Annotated in this window: 18 protein-coding genes and 1 pseudogene; 17 read left to right on the plus strand and 2 right to left on the minus strand. The window is 39.9% G+C overall.

The features are described from left to right. Positions 1-26: 26 nt before the first annotated feature. The 5 genes and pseudogenes from sufD to ACWPUA_RS01580 form a co-directional block, all read left to right on the plus strand. On the plus strand, positions 27-1,289 hold the full coding sequence (sufD, locus tag ACWPUA_RS01560; protein ID WP_454378716.1) for a Fe-S cluster assembly protein SufD: 1,263 nt from the start codon (positions 27-29) through the stop codon (positions 1,287-1,289). Positions 1,290-1,299: 10 nt separating this feature from the next. Beyond that, entirely contained in the window at positions 1,300-2,526 is a 1,227-nt protein-coding gene (locus ACWPUA_RS01565) for a cysteine desulfurase (RefSeq protein WP_454378718.1), read from the plus strand. After that, positions 2,513-2,953: a Fe-S cluster assembly sulfur transfer protein SufU gene (gene sufU, locus ACWPUA_RS01570; protein ID WP_454378720.1), complete on the plus strand. Its 441-nt coding sequence runs from the start codon at positions 2,513-2,515 to the stop codon at positions 2,951-2,953. Before ACWPUA_RS01565 ends, sufU begins: the two co-directional genes overlap by 14 nt. Before the next feature lie 57 nt (positions 2,954-3,010). Continuing rightward, on the plus strand, positions 3,011-4,423 hold the full coding sequence (gene sufB / locus ACWPUA_RS01575; protein WP_000797053.1) for a Fe-S cluster assembly protein SufB: 1,413 nt from the start codon (positions 3,011-3,013) through the stop codon (positions 4,421-4,423). 123 nt (positions 4,424-4,546) lie between these two features. Continuing rightward, positions 4,547-4,744, plus strand: a pseudogene (locus ACWPUA_RS01580) (amino acid permease); the annotation flags it as partial. Between the two features lie 146 nt (positions 4,745-4,890). Here ACWPUA_RS01580 and pbp3 read toward each other — a convergent pair. Further along, on the minus strand, positions 4,891-6,132 hold the full coding sequence (gene pbp3 / locus ACWPUA_RS01585; protein ID WP_454378722.1) for a D-alanyl-D-alanine carboxypeptidase PBP3: 1,242 nt from the start codon (positions 6,130-6,132) through the stop codon (positions 4,891-4,893). 105 nt (positions 6,133-6,237) lie between these two features. Between pbp3 and ACWPUA_RS01590 the strand changes: the two genes are divergently transcribed. The 12 genes from ACWPUA_RS01590 to ACWPUA_RS01645 all read left to right on the plus strand — a co-directional run bounded on the left by ACWPUA_RS01590 (position 6,238) and on the right by ACWPUA_RS01645 (position 16,824). Continuing rightward, the gene (locus ACWPUA_RS01590; RefSeq protein ID WP_006153242.1) at positions 6,238-7,338 is read left to right on the plus strand and encodes an AI-2E family transporter; all 1,101 of its coding nucleotides are present in this window, start codon (positions 6,238-6,240) and stop codon (positions 7,336-7,338) included. Between the two features lie 199 nt (positions 7,339-7,537). Continuing rightward, positions 7,538-8,734 (plus strand): elongation factor Tu, encoded by a 1,197-nt coding sequence (gene tuf, locus ACWPUA_RS01595; RefSeq protein ID WP_004253262.1) that lies wholly within the window; start codon positions 7,538-7,540, stop codon positions 8,732-8,734. A 271-nt stretch (positions 8,735-9,005) separates the two neighbouring features. Further along, positions 9,006-9,644, plus strand: coding sequence for a dTMP kinase (gene tmk / locus ACWPUA_RS01600; RefSeq protein ID WP_454378725.1), 639 nt, complete (start codon positions 9,006-9,008; stop codon positions 9,642-9,644). Then, positions 9,641-10,525 carry a DNA polymerase III subunit delta' gene (locus ACWPUA_RS01605; protein ID WP_454378727.1) on the plus strand — a complete coding sequence of 295 codons (885 nt, stop codon included), beginning with the start codon at positions 9,641-9,643 and terminating at the stop codon, positions 10,523-10,525. The genes tmk and ACWPUA_RS01605 overlap by 4 nt, the downstream gene beginning before the upstream one ends. 35 nt (positions 10,526-10,560) lie before the next feature. Next, a complete protein-coding gene (gene yabA, locus ACWPUA_RS01610) occupies positions 10,561-10,878 on the plus strand; it encodes a DNA replication initiation control protein YabA (RefSeq protein WP_004253267.1) in 318 nt (105 codons plus the stop codon). Between the two features lie 2 nt (positions 10,879-10,880). Next, positions 10,881-11,759 carry a 16S rRNA (cytidine(1402)-2'-O)-methyltransferase gene (rsmI, locus tag ACWPUA_RS01615; RefSeq protein ID WP_454378730.1) on the plus strand — a complete coding sequence of 293 codons (879 nt, stop codon included), beginning with the start codon at positions 10,881-10,883 and terminating at the stop codon, positions 11,757-11,759. Between the two features lie 133 nt (positions 11,760-11,892). Next, entirely contained in the window at positions 11,893-13,227 is a 1,335-nt protein-coding gene (trmFO, locus tag ACWPUA_RS01620; RefSeq protein ID WP_454378732.1) for a methylenetetrahydrofolate--tRNA-(uracil(54)-C(5))-methyltransferase (FADH(2)-oxidizing) TrmFO, read from the plus strand. Positions 13,228-13,310: 83 nt separating this feature from the next. After that, on the plus strand, positions 13,311-14,048 hold the full coding sequence (pyrH, locus tag ACWPUA_RS01625) for a UMP kinase (protein ID WP_454378733.1): 738 nt from the start codon (positions 13,311-13,313) through the stop codon (positions 14,046-14,048). Positions 14,049-14,056: 8 nt separating this feature from the next. Then, entirely contained in the window at positions 14,057-14,614 is a 558-nt protein-coding gene (gene frr / locus ACWPUA_RS01630; RefSeq protein WP_006152642.1) for a ribosome recycling factor, read from the plus strand. A 60-nt stretch (positions 14,615-14,674) separates the two neighbouring features. Then, positions 14,675-15,529, plus strand: coding sequence for an RNA-binding virulence regulatory protein CvfB (gene cvfB, locus ACWPUA_RS01635; protein ID WP_454378735.1), 855 nt, complete (start codon positions 14,675-14,677; stop codon positions 15,527-15,529). 8 nt (positions 15,530-15,537) lie between these two features. Beyond that, complete coding sequence (locus ACWPUA_RS01640; protein WP_001232087.1) at positions 15,538-15,753, plus strand: YozE family protein; 216 nt, start codon at positions 15,538-15,540, stop codon at positions 15,751-15,753. A gap of 84 nt (positions 15,754-15,837) precedes the next feature. Then, a complete protein-coding gene (locus ACWPUA_RS01645) occupies positions 15,838-16,824 on the plus strand; it encodes a PhoH family protein (protein ID WP_454378737.1) in 987 nt (328 codons plus the stop codon). Between the two features lie 47 nt (positions 16,825-16,871). Here ACWPUA_RS01645 and ald read toward each other — a convergent pair whose 3' ends face one another. Then, the gene (gene ald / locus ACWPUA_RS01650) at positions 16,872-17,984 is read right to left on the minus strand and encodes an alanine dehydrogenase (protein ID WP_454378739.1); all 1,113 of its coding nucleotides are present in this window, start codon (positions 17,982-17,984) and stop codon (positions 16,872-16,874) included. Between the last annotated feature and the right edge of the window lie 237 nt (positions 17,985-18,221).

The raw sequence follows: 18,221 nt of genomic DNA on the forward strand, positions 1-18,221 counted from the left end.
CCCTTCGTATCTTTTAGGAGAAGTAAATGACTAAAGAAACTATTAAACTTTTTTCAGAAATGCACGCTGAACCAAGCTGGTTGTCAGACCTCCGTCAAAAAGCTTTTGATAAGATTGAGAGTTTGGAATTGCCAGTCATTGAGCGTGTAAAATTTCACCGTTGGAATCTTGGTGATGGAACCATCACGGAAAGTGAACCATCAGCAAATGTTCCTGATTTCACTGCTTTAGATAATCACTTGAAATTGGTGCAGGTTGGAACTCAAACAGTTTTTGAGCAAATTCCAGTTGAGTTGGCTGAACAAGGAGTGTTCTTTACAGACTTCCATTCGGCTTTAGAAGAAATTCCAGAACTCGTAGAAGAATTTTTCATGTCATCAGTAAAATACGACGATGACAAATTGGCAGCCTACCACACAGCTTACTTTAATAGTGGTGCTGTTCTCTATATTCCAGACAATGTAGAAATCACAGAACCAATCGAAGGAATTTTCTACCAAGATAGTGATAGTGATGTGCCATTTAACAAGCATATTCTGATCATTGCAGGTAAAAACTCTAAAATCAGCTACCTCGAACGTTTAGAATCACGCGGTGATGGTAGTGCTAAGGCGACTGCTAATATCACTGTTGAAGTGATTGCACGTTCTGGTGCTCAAGTGAAATTTGCTGCAATTGATCGTCTTGGTGAGAATGTCACTGCCTACATTAGCCGCCGAGGTAAATTGGGCAACGATGCAAGTATTGACTGGGCTATCGGTGTCATGAACGAAGGAAATGTCGTTGCTGACTTTGATAGTGACCTATTTGGAAATGGTAGCCATGCAGACCTTAAGGTCGTAGCTCTTTCAAGTGGTCGTCAGGTGCAAGGGATTGATACTCGAGTGACTAACTATGGTTGCAACTCTATCGGTAATATTCTTCAACATGGTGTTATCCTTGAAAAAGCAACTTTGACTTTCAATGGTATTGGCCACATCATCAAGGGTGCTAAGGGAGCGGATGCCCAACAAGAAAGTCGTGTTCTCATGCTTTCAGACCAAGCGCGTTCTGATGCCAACCCAATTCTTTTGATTGATGAAAATGATGTCACTGCAGGTCACGCGGCTTCTATTGGTCAAGTTGATCCAGAAGACATGTACTACCTCATGAGCCGTGGATTGGACAAGGCAACTGCAGAACGTTTAGTTGTTCGTGGTTTCCTTGGATCTGTAATCGTTGAGATTCCTGTCAAGGAAGTTCGTGATGAAATGATTGCGACGATCGAAGAAAAATTGTCAAAACGCTAAGGGGAAGCCTATGTTAGATGCAGAAGCTATACGCAAGGATTTTCCAATTTTAGATCAGATTGTTAATGACGAACCTCTGGTTTATTTGGATAATGCTGCGACGACACAAAAACCACTAGCTGTTCTGGAAGCCATTAACCGCTACTATGAACAGGACAATGCCAATGTCCACCGAGGTGTTCACACCTTGGCAGAGCGTGCAACAGCATCTTATGAAGCTGCTCGCGAAACCATTCGCAAGTTCATCAACGCAGGTTCGACAAAGGAAGTACTCTTCACTAGAGGAACTACGACCAGTCTTAACTGGGTGGCGCGTTTTGCTGAGGAAATCTTGACTGAGGGAGATCAGGTCTTGATTTCTGTCATGGAACACCATTCCAATATTATTCCATGGCAGGAAGCTTGCCGAAAGACTGGGGCAGAGCTTGTTTATGTCTATCTCAAAGATGGAGCTCTGGATATGGATGACTTGCGTTCTAAATTGACTGACAAAGTTAAATTTGTTTCACTAGCTCACGCATCAAACGTTCTTGGAGTGGTTAATCCTATCAAAGAAATCACACAAATGGCTCACCAAGTTGGAGCCATCATGGTGGTAGATGGTGCTCAATCTACGCCTCATATGAAGATTGATGTACAGGATTTGGATGTGGACTTCTTTGCCTTTTCAGGTCACAAGATGGCTGGTCCGACTGGTATTGGTATTCTTTACGGCAAAGAAAAGTATCTTGAGCAAATGTCACCAGTTGAATTTGGTGGCGAGATGATTGATTTCGTCTATGAGCAATCTGCTAGCTGGAAGGAGTTACCTTGGAAATTCGAGGCTGGAACTCCCAATATGGCTGGTGCTATTGGACTTGCAGCTGCCGTGGATTATCTTGAAAACATTGGTATGGATGCTATTGAAGCTCACGAACAGGAATTGATCGCATACGTTTATCCAAAATTACTGGCAATTGAAGGATTGACCATTTACGGTTCGCAAGATTTGGCTCAGCGTTCAGGTGTTATTGCCTTTAACCTAGGTGATCTTCATCCTCACGACCTTGCGACTGCTCTGGATTATGAAGGAGTAGCAGTTCGTGCGGGTCACCATTGTGCGCAACCTTTGCTTCAATATTTGGATGTTCCAGCAACAGCTCGCGCTAGTTTTTATATCTACAACACCAAGGCTGATTGCGACAAGTTGGTAGATGCCCTACAAAAGACAAAGGAGTTTTTCAATGGCACTTTCTAAACTAGATAGCCTTTATATGGCAGTGGTAGCAGACCATTCAAAAAATCCCCATCATCAAGGAAAGTTAGAAGACGCTGAGCAAATCAGCCTCAATAATCCAACCTGCGGGGATGTGATTAATCTCTCTGTTAAGTTTGACGCAGAGGACCGTTTGGAAGATATAGCTTTTCTAAACTCTGGTTGTACGATTTCAACTGCCTCTGCTAGTATGATGACAGATGCAGTTTTAGGAAAGGCCAAGCAAGAAATTTTAGAACTTGCAACCATTTTTTCTGAAATGGTTCAAGGTCAAAAGGATGAGCGTCAAGATCAACTTGGAGATGCAGCTTTCTTGTCAGGTGTTGCTAAATTCCCTCAGCGAATTAAATGCGCAACCCTAGCTTGGAATGCCCTTAAAAAAACAATTGAAGACCAAGAAAACAAATAAGACAAGCTTTCTTTGTCTTATAAATCATTAGAAATAAAGAATGAAAGAAAGGATATTATGGCTGAAGAAAGAGTAGAACCAAAACCAATTGATCTTGGTGAATATAAATTTGGTTTCCATGACGATGTAGAGCCTGTCCTATCGACAGGAAAAGGATTGAATGAAGATGTTATTCGTGAACTATCAGCTGCTAAGGGAGAGCCTGAGTGGATGTTAGAATTTCGATTGAAATCTTACGAAACCTTTAAAAAAATGCCTATGCAAACTTGGGGAGCAGACTTGTCAGAGATTGATTTTGATGACTTGATTTACTACCAAAAACCATCTGATAAACCAGCTCGTTCTTGGGATGAAGTTCCTGAAAAAATCAAAGAAACCTTTGAACGTATCGGGATTCCAGAAGCTGAACGTGCCTATCTTGCTGGAGCTTCTGCCCAGTATGAGTCAGAAGTGGTTTACCACAACATGAAGGAAGAATTCCAGAAATTGGGTATTATCTTTACTGATACAGATTCTGCTCTCAAGGAATACCCAGACTTGTTTAAACAATACTTCGCTAAGCTTGTACCACCAACAGATAACAAGTTAGCAGCCCTCAACTCAGCCGTTTGGTCAGGTGGAACCTTTATTTATGTTCCTAAAGGTGTGAAAGTTGATATTCCCCTACAAACCTACTTCCGTATCAACAACGAAAATACTGGTCAGTTTGAACGTACCTTGATTATCGTTGACGAAGGAGCAAGTGTCCACTATGTTGAAGGATGTACAGCACCTACTTATTCAAGCAATAGCTTACATGCTGCCATTGTAGAAATCTTTGCCTTGGACGGAGCTTACATGCGTTATACAACCATCCAAAACTGGTCTGACAACGTTTATAACTTGGTAACCAAACGTGCTAAAGCATTGAAAGATGCGACTGTTGAGTGGATTGATGGAAACCTAGGTGCCAAAACAACCATGAAATACCCATCTGTTTACCTTGATGGAGAAGGTGCGCGTGGAACTATGCTTTCGATTGCCTTTGCCAATGCTGGTCAACATCAGGATACTGGTGCCAAGATGATCCACAACGCGCCACATACAAGTTCATCAATTGTGTCTAAATCCATCGCCAAAGGCGGAGGGAAGGTTGACTATCGTGGACAAGTAACCTTTAACAAGAACTCTAAGAAATCTGTTTCTCACATTGAGTGTGATACCATTATCATGGATGACTTATCAGCATCAGATACTATTCCATTTAATGAAATTCATAACTCACAAGTTGCATTGGAGCACGAAGCTAAGGTTTCTAAGATCTCAGAAGAACAACTCTATTACCTCATGAGTCGTGGTTTGTCAGAATCTGAGGCGACCGAGATGATCGTCATGGGATTTGTAGAGCCCTTCACCAAAGAACTGCCAATGGAATATGCAGTTGAGCTCAACCGCTTGATTAGCTACGAAATGGAAGGATCAGTTGGATAATCATTATAAAAAAAACTGAGCAAATATTACATTTGTTCAGTTTTTTAGATACAATTTTATAAATATTCACAAAATACATTATCTGTGGTAAAATAAAACAATTATTGTTAGTGGAGATGAAGAATGAATATTTTTAGAATAAAAGACTTCAGTCTAAGTAAAACAGAAATGCATCGTCATTTGAAATTATGGGATTTAATTCTTTAAGGAATTGGGGCCATGGTGGGAACTGGTATTTTTACCATTACAGGAACAGCTGCAGCAACACTAGCAGGACCTGCTCTTGTGCTATCTATCGTGATTTCTGCGATCTGTGTGTCCTTTATGCTTTAATACACTCTTGAAACTTGGATAGCATTTGTATTAGCTTTAATAGTAGGAGTTATTACTTACTTTACTTATGGCTATAAAAACTCTACACTATCAAAAAATCAATAAAGAAAAAATCGCGATTTTTCGCGATTTTTTTATAATTTTTCATTTACAAATCGAACGAAACGATTCCACCATACCTTTAAGAAGAAGGCTTTCTCAACATTCTTTTCAGCGACCATTTCAAAGGTGGGTTTGTCAGTGGTGATATAACCTTGACCAACTAAGTCCTTGTCATCGTAAGTCAGATGTCCAACGACCGTACCTGCTTCTAGAGGAGCAACATGCTCAGTGGTATCAGGTGTGTATGTAACACTTGATTCCGCTCGACTACCAAGACGTTGAACAATTTTTATATCTTCTTTAGCGACTGCTGTAACCGTATCTTGCTTCCCGTCATAAACTGGAGATTTGCTATCTTGGTAGCTTTCCCCCTGCTTAACGATTGTTTGGAGAGCAAAATTAGATGAGATATAGTCCAGAAGAGCTGAAGTTGCTGTGAAACGAGCGTAAGGATTTGTATCTTGATTATCCGCATTAAGGACAACGGTAATGATACGCATTCCTTTTTCAACAGTCGTACCAACAAAAGAAGCACCTGCTTTATCAGTTGTTCCAGTCTTAAGACCATCAATACCACCACGGTAAGCAGGCATACCATCTAACATTGAGTTTGTAGAATGAATAGTCATTCCTGCAAAAGTGGAAGAAGGTTTCTTCGTGATTTCTAAAACCTGAGGATATTTGAGGATAAGATTACGAGCGACAACTGCAACATCATAGGCGCTCATCTTATTTTCGTCATCTTTCTTAGAACCAGGATAGATATTATTCCCAAGAGTTTCATTATTTAGACCAGTTGTATTGACGAGGGTAGCATCTTGAATTCCCCATTCAAGAAGTTTAGCCTTCATCATATCAACAAAGTCTTTTTCTGATCCAGCAACCTTTTCTGCCAACGCGATAGCTGCACTATTGGCACTAGATACCAATGTTGCTTCTAGCAACTCTTCAACAGTGTAGTTACGAGCTTCCATGGGAACGTTACTTGCTTCAGAGTTGGTTGTAAGCTGGTAGGGGTAATCTGAAATTTCCACTGGGGTAGAAAGAGTGATTTTTCCTTGCTCTAGCGCCTCATAGACTAGGTAAACAGTAAGTAACTTACTAATAGAGGCAATCTCAACAGGTTGAGTCGCATCTTTCTCGTATAAAATCTTTCCACTAGTAGCTTCGACAGCGATGGCATGTTTTGCAGCAACATCAAAATCTTGAGCAAATACAGTAGTAGCAGAACTAAATGAAATAAGCGTAATGAATGTTAAAAATAATTTCTTCATAGTAGTTTTATTCTATCATAAAGATAAAAAATATTCTTGTTTTTATGATGAAGGTTATCAATCTTTTTCGAAATATGGTAAAATAGGAAAAAGAGGAGGTGGCTTATGTTTCGGAGAAATAAATTATTCTTCTGGACCACTGAGATATTATTAATAACCTTAATTTTCTACTTATGGCGAGAAATGGGTGCTATTATTACACCGTTTGTAAGTGTCGTAAATACAATCATGATTCCCTTCTTATTGGGTGGATTTCTCTACTACTTAACAAACCCAATTGTCATTTTTTTAGAGAAGGAATGTAAAATTAATCGAATCATTGGTATTTTGTTAACACTTTGTGTTCTCTTTGGAACCATAGTGATAGCTGTCGTCTATCTCTTGCCGATTTTAATTAATCAGTTGAGTAGCTTGATTAATTCTAGCCAAGATATCTATTCTCGAATCCAAGATTTAGTGATAGAATTATCGAAATATCCTACTTTCCAAGAGCTAGATATTCAACAAACAATCCAACAATTAAATCTTTCTTATGTCGATATTTTACAAAATATCTTAAATAGTGTGACAAATAGTGTGGGAAGTGTCCTTTCAGCTTTGGTAAGCACTGTTTTAATTATCATTATGACACCGGTTTTCTTGATTTATTTCCTTTTAGATGGTCATAAATTCTTACCGATGCTAGAAAGAACTATTTTAAAGCGAGACAAACTTAATATATCTGGTTTAATAACAAACTTGAATGAGACTATTTCCCGTTACATAAGTGGAGTATCAATCGATGCGTTCATTATCGGGTGTTTGGCTTTTATCGGTTATAGTGTGATTGGCTTAAAATATGCATTAGTTTTTGCTATTTTCTCAGGTTTAGCAAATTTGATTCCTTATGTTGGACCGAGTATTGGACTAATTCCGATGATTATTTCAAATCTGTTTACGGATCCTCAAAAGATGATTATAGCAGTTATCTATATGCTGATTATCCAACAAGTAGATGGGAATATCCTATACCCTCGTATTGTTGGTGGAGTCATGAAAGTCCATCCGATTACAATTCTCGTGCTATTATTGTTGTCAAGTAATATCTATGGTGTCGTAGGTATGATCGTTGCCGTTCCTACCTACTCAATTCTCAAAGAAATATCCAAATTCCTAGTCCGACTTTATGAAAAACATAAAGAAGTACAAGAAGTGGGAGAAAAATAAAGATTTTAAAAAGAAACGGATTCATCTGTTTCTTTTTTTATCAATAAATCGACAACTTATAGTAAGAATAAGAATAATTAATAAAAACTTTGTAAAACACTTGCAATTTAGCTAAAATTTGATAAAATAGTAAGGAAAGTTAGACTGTATTGCCTACTGTCTATCTATAAAATATATTTTATTGGAGGCTTTTACTCAAATGGCAAAAGAAAAATACGATCGTAGTAAACCACACGTTAACATTGGTACTATCGGACACGTTGACCACGGTAAAACTACCCTAACTGCAGCTATTACAACTGTTTTGGCACGTCGCTTGCCTTCAGCAGTTAACCAACCTAAAGACTATGCGTCTATCGATGCTGCTCCAGAAGAACGCGAACGCGGTATCACTATCAACACTGCGCACGTTGAGTACGAAACTGAAAAACGTCACTACGCTCACATCGACGCTCCAGGACACGCGGACTACGTTAAAAACATGATCACTGGTGCCGCTCAAATGGACGGAGCTATCCTTGTAGTAGCTTCAACTGACGGACCAATGCCACAAACTCGTGAGCACATCCTTCTTTCACGTCAGGTTGGTGTTAAACACCTTATCGTCTTCATGAACAAGATCGACTTGGTTGACGACGAAGAATTGCTTGAATTGGTTGAAATGGAAATCCGTGACCTTCTTTCAGAATACGATTTCCCAGGTGACGATCTTCCAGTTATCCAAGGTTCAGCTCTTAAAGCTCTTGAAGGTGACTCTAAATACGAAGACATCATCATGGAATTGATGAACACTGTTGATGAGTACATTCCAGAACCAGAACGTGACACTGACAAACCATTGCTTCTTCCAGTCGAGGACGTATTCTCAATCACTGGACGTGGTACAGTTGCTTCAGGACGTATCGACCGTGGTACTGTTCGTGTCAACGACGAAATCGAAATCGTTGGTATCAAAGAAGAAACTTCAAAAGCAGTTGTTACTGGTGTTGAAATGTTCCGTAAACAACTTGACGAAGGTCTTGCAGGAGATAACGTAGGTGTCCTTCTTCGTGGTGTTCAACGTGACGAAATCGAACGTGGACAAGTTATCGCTAAACCAGGTTCAATCAACCCACACACTAAATTCAAAGGTGAAGTTTACATCCTTACTAAAGAAGAAGGTGGACGTCACACTCCATTCTTCAACAACTACCGCCCACAATTCTACTTCCGTACTACTGACGTTACAGGTTCAATCGAACTTCCAGCAGGTACTGAAATGGTAATGCCAGGTGATAACGTGACAATCGACGTTGAGTTGATCCACCCAATCGCCGTAGAACAAGGTACTACATTCTCTATCCGTGAGGGTGGACGTACTGTTGGTTCAGGTATGGTTACAGAAATCGAAGCTTAATTCGATTTAGTTCCCAGAAGAACAATTATTTAAGTCAGACATTAAAAGAATCTTGCTATGCAAGGTTCTTTTTTTACTAGTTATACAAAGTCAAAATAAGACAGTATGGGAGTTGATTACAAATATAGAAACTTAATTAAATAATTATCTGATTTATTAACGAATGTATATCCTAGTTTTTCAGAATAAATTTTTATTAGGTTAAAAAGCTTTTCACAAATGCCTGTTTTTTTGATAGAATAGAAGGAAGAAAAAAAGAAATGAGTTCGTCATGTCAAAAGGATTTTTAGTCTCTTTAGAGGGGCCAGAGGGAGCTGGTAAAACGAGCGTGCTTGAAGCTATCCTTCCTTTGTTAGAAGAAAAGAATATTGAGTTTTTAACAACACGTGAGCCAGGTGGTGTTTTGATTGGTGAGAAGATTCGAGAAGTCATTTTAGATCCTAGTCATACTCAGATGGATCCAAAGACAGAGTTGCTTCTCTATATTGCAAGTCGTAGACAGCACCTAGTAGAGAAGGTCTTGCCAGCACTTGCAGCTGGAAAATTGGTCATCATGGATCGTTTTATTGATAGTTCAGTTGCTTATCAAGGCTTTGGTCGTGGTTTGGATATTGAAGCTATTGACTGGCTCAATCAATTTGCGACAGATGGACTCAAGCCAGATTTGACACTTTATTTTGATATTGAAGTAGAAAAGGGGCTTGAAAGAATCGCGGCAAACAGCGATCGCGAAGTCAACCGTTTGGACTTGGAAGGTTTAGACCTACACAGAAAAGTTCGTAAAGGCTATCTTTCTCTTCTTGAGAAGGAAGGTGAGCGTATTGTTAAAATCGATGCGAGTTTACCACTAAATCAAGTGGTTGAAAATACTAAACAAGTTTTATTTGACAGAATGGGGATTCAAGAATGAATCAAGAGCAATTAAAAGCTTCTCAACCTCTGCAATTTGAGCGGTTTGTTCATATCTTGGAACAAAAACAACTCAATCATGCCTATCTCTTTTCAGGGTATTTCGGAAGCATGGAAATGGCCTTATTTCTGTCTAAGAGTTTGTTCTGTACAGAAAAACAAGGTGTCTTACCTTGCGAGTCTTGCCGAAATTGTAAGTTGATTGATCAGGAAGAATTTCCTGATGTCACCATTATTCGTCCGATGAATCAAATCATTAAAACGGAACGAATCCGAGAATTAGTTGGGCAGTTTTCTCAGTCAGGGATTGAAAATCAACGGCAGGTTTTTATTATTGAACAAGCAGAAAAAATGCATGCCAATGCCGCCAATTCACTACTAAAGGTCATTGAAGAACCACAAAGTGAAACCTATATTTTCTTCTTAACCAATGATCAAGAGCAGATGTTACCAACTATCCGTAGTCGGACACAGATTTTCCAATTTCAGAAAAAAGTTGCAAATCTTATTGTCGAGCTGGAAAAAGTAGGTTTGGTGAAAAACAAAGCAAGACTTTTGGCTGAGTTTAGCCAATCACCATCAGAAGCTGAAAAACTGACAAATCAAGCAAGTTTTTGGACTCTGGTTGAAGAAAGTGAGCGATTCTTTAGCTGGTTGGAGTCTGGGAAAAAGGAATCCTACTTACAGGTTTCAAAATTAGCTAGTTTAGCTGATGACAAAGAAAAACAAGACCAAGTATTCAGAATTCTGGAAGTTTTAGCAGGTCAAGAGATTCAAAAAAATGTAGCTCGTACAATTTTGCAAAACCTTCTCGAAGCCAGAAAAATGTGGAAAGCAAATGTGTCTTTCCAAAATTCTTTGGAATACCTAGTTTTACAATAAAATGAACATGAAAACAGAAAAAGAAAGGGCTGTTCATGAACAAGAAAGAATTATTTGATGCCTTAGATGATTTTTCTCAACAATTATTGGCAACCTTGGCAGATGTTGAAGCCATCAAAAAAAATCTCAAGAGTGTTGTAGAAGAGAATACAGCTCTTCGCTTAGAAAACGATAAACTGAGAGAGCGCTTGAGTGAGGAAGAAGAAACAGCTCCAACTAAGACCAAGCATGTTAGAGAAAACGTGAGTCGAATCTATGACGACGGTTTTCATGTGTGTCGCGACTTTTATGGCCAACGTCGTGAACAAGATGCAGAATGTATGTTTTGTGATGAATTGTTGTTTAGGGAGTAAGCATGCAGATTCAAAAAAGTTTTAAAGGTCAGTCACCTTATGGTAAGTTATATCTTGTCGCAACTCCGATTGGGAATCTAGAAGATATGACCTTTCGTGCTATTCAGACTTTGAAAGAAGTGGACTGGATTGCTGCCGAGGATACTCGTAATACTGGTCTATTGCTGAAGCATTTCGATATTTCAACCAAACAAATCAGTTTTCATGAGCACAATGCCAAGGAAAAGATTCCTGATTTGATTGGTTTCCTGAAAGCAGGACAAGGTATTGCTCAAGTTTCTGATGCGGGTTTGCCAAGTATTTCTGACCCCGGTCATGATTTGGTCAAGGCGGCAATTGAAGAAGATATAGCAGTTGTCACAGTTCCAGGTGCTAGCGCAGGAATTTCTGCCTTGATTGCCAGTGGTTTGGCTCCACAACCCCACATTTTTTATGGCTTCTTACCTCGAAAATCGGGACAACAAAAGCAATTTTTCGAATCAAAAAAAGATTATCCTGAGACCCAGATTTTCTATGAATCTCCACATCGTGTGGCTGATACCCTAGAAAATATGCTAGCAGTTTATGGTGACCGTCCAGTAGTTCTAGTTCGAGAATTGACTAAGATTTTTGAAGAATACCAACGGGGGAAAATCACTGAGTTGCTTGAAAGTATCTCTGAAACACCGCTCAAGGGCGAGTGTCTTCTCATCGTAGAAGGTGCTAGTCTAGAAGTTGAAGATAAGGATGAAGAAGATCTATTCTCTGAAATACAAAATCGTATCCAAGAAGGTGTTAAGAAAAATCAAGCCATTAAGGAAGTCGCTAAAATATATCAGTGGAACAAAAGCCAGCTCTATGCATCTTATCATGAATGGGAAGAGAATCAATCGGATGACTAAACAGGGAAGTTTGCCTTCTTCCCTTTTTTTGTTATACTAGTAAAAGAAAATTTAGAAAGATTTGTGGGTGTCAAACAGTCCAGTGGCTTGTTTTGATATGAACTTAGTTTCCACCCAAAGAGGTATTAGTGTCATGTCTCAATCTTATATCAATGTTATCGGTGCTGGTTTAGCAGGTTCGGAAGCAGCTTACCAAATCGCAGAGCGTGGTATTCCGGTTAAACTCTATGAAATGCGTGGTGTCAAATCAACACCTCAGCATAAAACAGATAATTTTGCAGAATTAGTGTGTTCCAACTCATTACGAGGGGATGCTCTTACAAATGCTGTCGGGCTCCTCAAGGAAGAAATGCGTCGTCTTGGTTCTGTGATTTTAGAATCAGCAGAAGCTACACGTGTTCCTGCAGGTGGAGCGCTTGCGGTTGATCGTGACGGTTTTTCTCAAATGGTTACTGAAAAAATTGCCAATCATCCCTTGATTGAGATCGTTCGTGACGAAATCACAGAATTGCCAACAGATGCTATTACAGTTGTAGCGACTGGTCCTTTAACTAGCGATGCCCTGGCTGAGAAAATTCATTCTCTTAATGGTGGTGACGGTTTTTATTTCTACGATGCGGCAGCGCCTATTATCGACGTCAACACTATCGATATGAGCAAGGTCTATCTCAAGTCTCGTTATGACAAGGGAGAAGCTGCCTACCTCAATGCTCCGATGACCAAGCAAGAGTTTATGGATTTCCATGAAGCTTTGGTCAATGCGGAAGAAGCACCCCTTAATTCTTTTGAAAAAGAAAAGTACTTTGAAGGGTGTATGCCAATTGAAGTTATGGCTAAACGTGGCATTAAAACCATGCTTTATGGCCCTATGAAACCAGTTGGACTCGAGTATCCAGAAGACTATAAAGGGCCTCGTGATGGTGACTTTAAAACACCGTATGCAGTTGTTCAGCTTCGTCAGGATAATGCTGCAGGTAGTCTCTATAACATCGTTGGTTTCCAAACTCACCTCAAATGGGGAGAACAAAAGCGTGTCTTCCAAATGATTCCAGGACTTGAAAATGCGGAGTTTGTCCGTTATGGTGTTATGCACCGTAATTCTTACATGGATTCACCAAATCTTCTTGAACAGACATACCGTTCTAAGAAACAGCCAAATCTCTTCTTTGCTGGTCAGATGACAGGTGTGGAAGGGTACGTTGAGTCAGCTGCTTCAGGATTAGTTGCTGGAATCAATGCTGCTCGTCTTTTCAAGGGAGAAAGTGAGGCTATTTTCCCAGAGACTACAGCTATCGGTAGTTTAGCTCATTATATCACTCATGCTGATAGCAAGCACTTCCAACCCATGAATGTCAACTTTGGGATTATCAAGGAGTTAGAAGGTGAGCGTATTCGTGATAAAAAGGCTCGTTATGAGAAAATTGCAGAACGCGCCTTGTCTGATTTAGAGAAATTTTTATCTGTCTAATTTTTTTGAAAGAATCGCTCATGATACTATAAAAATCCTTGAAATTGTGATAAAATAGGTAGGATGAAAAAAGGAGAGAGAAAATGTTAGAACCTAAGTATAAACGTATATTAATCAAGCTATCTGGTGAAGCCCTTGCTGGCGAACGTGGTGTCGGTATTGATATCAAAACCGTCCAAAGTATGGCCCAAGAAATCAAGGAAGTTCACGAACTAGGAATTGAAATCGCCTTGGTTATCGGTGGTGGTAACCTTTGGCGTGGAGAACCTGCAGCAGAAGCTGGTATGGATCGCGTTCAAGCGGATTACACTGGAATGCTTGGGACAGTTATGAATGCTCTTGTGATGGCAGATTCATTGCAACAAGCTGGTGTTGATACTCGTGTACAAACAGCTATTGCCATGCAACAAGTAGCAGAGCCTTATATTCGTGGACGTGCCCTTCGTCACCTTGAAAAAGGACGTATCGTTATCTTTGGCGCGGGAATTGGTTCACCTTACTTCTCTACAGATACAACAGCGGCTCTTCGTGCAGCTGAGATTGAAGCGGACGCTATTTTGATGGCTAAGAATGGTGTAGACGGTGTCTACAATGCGGATCCTAAGAAAGATAAAACGGCTGTTAAATTTGAAGAATTGACTCACCGTGATGTTATTAATAAAGGTCTCCGTATCATGGATTCAACAGCTTCAACTCTATCTATGGATAACGATATTGACTTGGTTGTCTTTAATATGAACCAACCTGGCAATATCAAACGTGTTGTATTTGGTGAAAATATCGGAACAACTGTTTCAAACAATATCGAAGAAAAGGAATAAGAAAAATTATGGCTAACGCAATTGTAGAAAAAGCTAAAGAGAGAATGACTCAATCTCACCACTCACTTGCTCGTGAATTTGGTGGTATCCGTGCAGGTCGTGCTAACGCTAGCTTGCTTGACCGTATTACTGTTGAATACTATGGTGTCGAAACACCTCTTAACCAAATCGCTTCTATCACAATTCCTGAAGCGCGTGTCTTGTTGGTAACACCATTTGATAAATCTTCATTGAAGGATATCGAGCGTGCCTTGAACGCTTCAGATCTTGGTATTACACCAGCTAACGATGGTTCTGTTATTCGCTTGGTAATCCCAGCTCTTACAGAAGAAACTCGTCGCGACCTCGCTAAAGAAGTGAAAAAAGTTGGTGAAAATGCTAAAGTAGCGATCCGTAATATTCGTCGTGACGCTATGGATGAAGCTAAGAAACAAGAAAAAGCAAAAGAAATCACTGAAGATGAATTGAAGACTCTTGAAAAAGATATTCAAAAAGCGACAGACGATGCTGTTAAACACATCGACGACATGACTGCCAATAAAGAAAAAGAAATCTTGGAAGTCTAAGAAATAAACAGAAAAACTCAGTTGGCATTGCTGGCTGAGTTTTATTCGAAAGAAGGAAACATGAATACAAATCTTGCAAGTTTTATCGTTGGACTCATCATCGATGAAAATGACAGTTTTTACTTTGTACAAAAGGATGGTCAAACCTATGCTCTTGCCAAGGAAGAAGGTCAGCATACAGTTGGTGATACTGTTAAAGGTTTCGCCTACACGGATATGAAGCAAAAACTTCGCTTGACAACTCAAGAAGTGACTGCAACTCAGGATCAATTTGGTTGGGGAACTGTAACAGAAGTGCGTAAGGATTTGGGTGTTTTTGTTGATACAGGGCTTCCTGACAAGGAAATCGTAGTGTCACTGGATATCCTACCTGAACTAAAAGAGCTCTGGCCCAAGAAGGGCGATAAACTTTATATTCGTCTAGAAGTAGATAAGAAAGACCGTATTTGGGGTGTTTTGGCTTATCAGGAAGACTTCCAACGTTTGGCACGTCCAGCATACAACAACATGCAAAATCAGAACTGGCCTGCAATCGTTTATCGTCTTAAGTTATCAGGCACTTTTGTCTATCTACCAGAAAACAACATGCTTGGATTTATCCACCCAAGTGAGCGCTTTGCAGAGCCACGTTTGGGGCAAGTGTTAGATGTGCGTGTCATTGGTTTCCGTGAAGTTGACCGAACTCTTAATCTATCACTAAAACCTCGCTCTTTTGAGATGTTAGAAAATGATGCACAAATGATTCTGACTTACTTGGAAAGTAATGGTGGATTTATGACCTTAAATGATAAATCTTCACCAGATGACATCAAGGCTACCTTTGGTATCTCAAAAGGTCAGTTTAAAAAAGCGCTTGGTGGTTTAATGAAAGCTGGAAAGATTAAACAAGACCAATTTGGTACAGAGTTAATTTAGGGAGGCTTATGCGAAAATCATTTTATACTTGGCTTATGACAGAGCGTAATCCTAAAAGTAATAGTCCCAAAGCAATTTTAGCGGATCTTGCCTTTGAGGAGTCAGCCTTCCCGAAACATACGGATGATTTCGATCAGGTGAGTCGATTTTTAGAAGAACATGCTAGTTTTTCCTTTAATATGGGAGACTTCGATCGCATCTGGCAAGAATATTTAGAACATTAAAGATACCATAGGTGTTAGGGATAGCAATTTCTAAATGCCTTTGCTATAATAAAAAGAAATTAAAGAGTTAGAGAGGTTCTTTATTTGAAGGAACATTCAATAGACATTCAGTTAAGTCATCCAGATGACCTGTTTCATCTTTTTGGTTCCAATGAACGCCATCTTCGCTTGATGGAGGAAGAGTTAGATGTCATCATCCATGCTCGTACAGAGATTGTACAAGTCTTGGGAGAGGAGTCTTCTTGTGAAGAAGCACGGCAAGTCATTCAAGCCTTGATGGTCTTGGTCAATCGTGGCATGACAGTAGGAACTCCGGATGTGGTGACAGCCATCAATATGGTTAGAAACAATGAAATCGATAAGTTTGTTGCCCTCTATGAAGAAGAGATTATCAAAGACAATACTGGTAAGCCGATACGTGTAAAGACACTGGGTCAAAAACTTTATGTAGATAGTGTTAAGAACCATGATGTTACCTTCGGGATTGGGCCAGCGGGGACAGGAAAAACTTTCCTAGCAGTGACCTTGGCTGTTACAGCTCTCAAACGTGGTCAAGTCAAGCGTATTATCCTGACTCGTCCAGCAGTAGAAGCTGGGGAAAGCTTGGGATTTCTACCAGGAGATTTGAAGGAAAAGGTAGACCCTTATCTTCGACCAGTATACGATGCCTTATATCAGATTTTAGGGAAAGACCAAACAACTCGTCTCATGGAGCGAGAAATTATTGAGATTGCACCTTTGGCCTATATGCGTGGACGTACCTTGGATGATGCCTTTGTCATCTTAGATGAAGCCCAAAATACAACCATCATGCAGATGAAGATGTTCTTGACACGTCTTGGATTCAATTCAAAAATGATTGTCAATGGGGATATTAGCCAGATTGACCTACCACGTAATGTTAAGTCAGGTTTGATTGATGCCCAGGAAAAACTTAAGAACATTCATCAGATTGACTTTGTACACTTCTCAGCCAAGGATGTGGTTCGCCATCCAGTCGTTGCTCAGATTATCAGAGCCTATGAACCTCGACCTGTCAAAGCTGAAGAAAATCAAGAAGAAACAGAATAAAGAAAAAGAGCAGTTGAAAAACTGCTCTTAATTTTTTGAATTTCTTATTAGACAAGTTCACTGATAGGTGTGAAGTCACGTTCTAAACCTTCAGCAACAGGTTGACTTGTGAGTTGACCTTGATAAGTTGTTACACCTTCACGTAATCCAGCATCGTCAAGGATTGCTTTCTTAAATCCTTTTCCTGCCAAGGCTTCGATATATGGAAGAGTCACATTTGTAAGGGCGATAGTAGAAGTACGAGCAACGGCTCCAGGAATGTTAGCAACCGCATAGTGGAGAACACCATGTTTTTCATAGACAGGCTCATCGTGGGTTGTTACACGGTCAGCAGTTGCAATAACGCCACCTTGGTCTACAGCAACGTCTACGATGACAGAACCGGGACGCATTTGTTGAACCATGTCATCTGTCACTAATTTTGGAGCTTTGGCACCAGGAATCAATACTGCACCGATAACAACGTCTGCTTCACGCACACTTGCTTCGATATTAAATGGGTTAGACATGAGTGTTTGGATTTGGTGACCAAAGACATCTTCAAGTTCAGAGAGACGTTTAGCGCTGATATCTAGAATAGTTACTTGAGCACCTAAACCAAGAGCGATACGTGCTGCGTGTGTACCAACGACACCACCACCGATAATGGTTACTTTTCCTTTTGGTACACCTGGGACACCACCTAAAAGAACTCCAGAACCACCAGCTTGTTTCGTCAAGAAGTGAGCTCCGATTTGGACAGCCATACGACCTGCAACCTCACTCATTGGAACCAATAGAGGGAGTTGACCTTCAGTATTGCGTACAGTTTCATAAGCAACACCAGTTGTTTTTGCTGCAAGCATAGCATCCGCTAATTCTGGGGCTGCTGCCATGTGCAAGTAGGTGAAGAGAAGTAAGTCTTCACGCAAGAACTGGTACTCACTAGCAAGGGGTTCCTTGACTTTAACAACTAACTCTGCAGCCCAGGCTTCAGCAGCAGTTGCGACAATCTCAGCTCCTTGCTTTTCATAGTCAGCATCAGTAAAACCAGATCCAAGACCAGCATTTGTTTCGATGAGGACACGGTGACCATGACCAACAAGACTCTGTACACCAGCAGGTGTCAAAGCAACACGATTTTCATTATTTTTAATTTCCTTTGGAATTCCAATTAACATAGAGATTAGCTCCTTATTTAATATCTAGGTTCTTATACGAAATCATCACAGGAAGAACCCAGTCTTTTCTTGTGATGTTCTTATTTTATATAAAAGCGCTATAAATTGCAAGAAAAACTTATTTATCTACTTAAGATATGTCTTAACCAAAGAAGAATATTTTGCAAATAAATAAGCAGTTGAAAAGATATTTCAGCTGTTTTTTCTTTGCATTACGAATAAGATAAGAGAGGAGAA

Source organism: Streptococcus sp. Marseille-Q6504 (assembly GCF_965111625.1).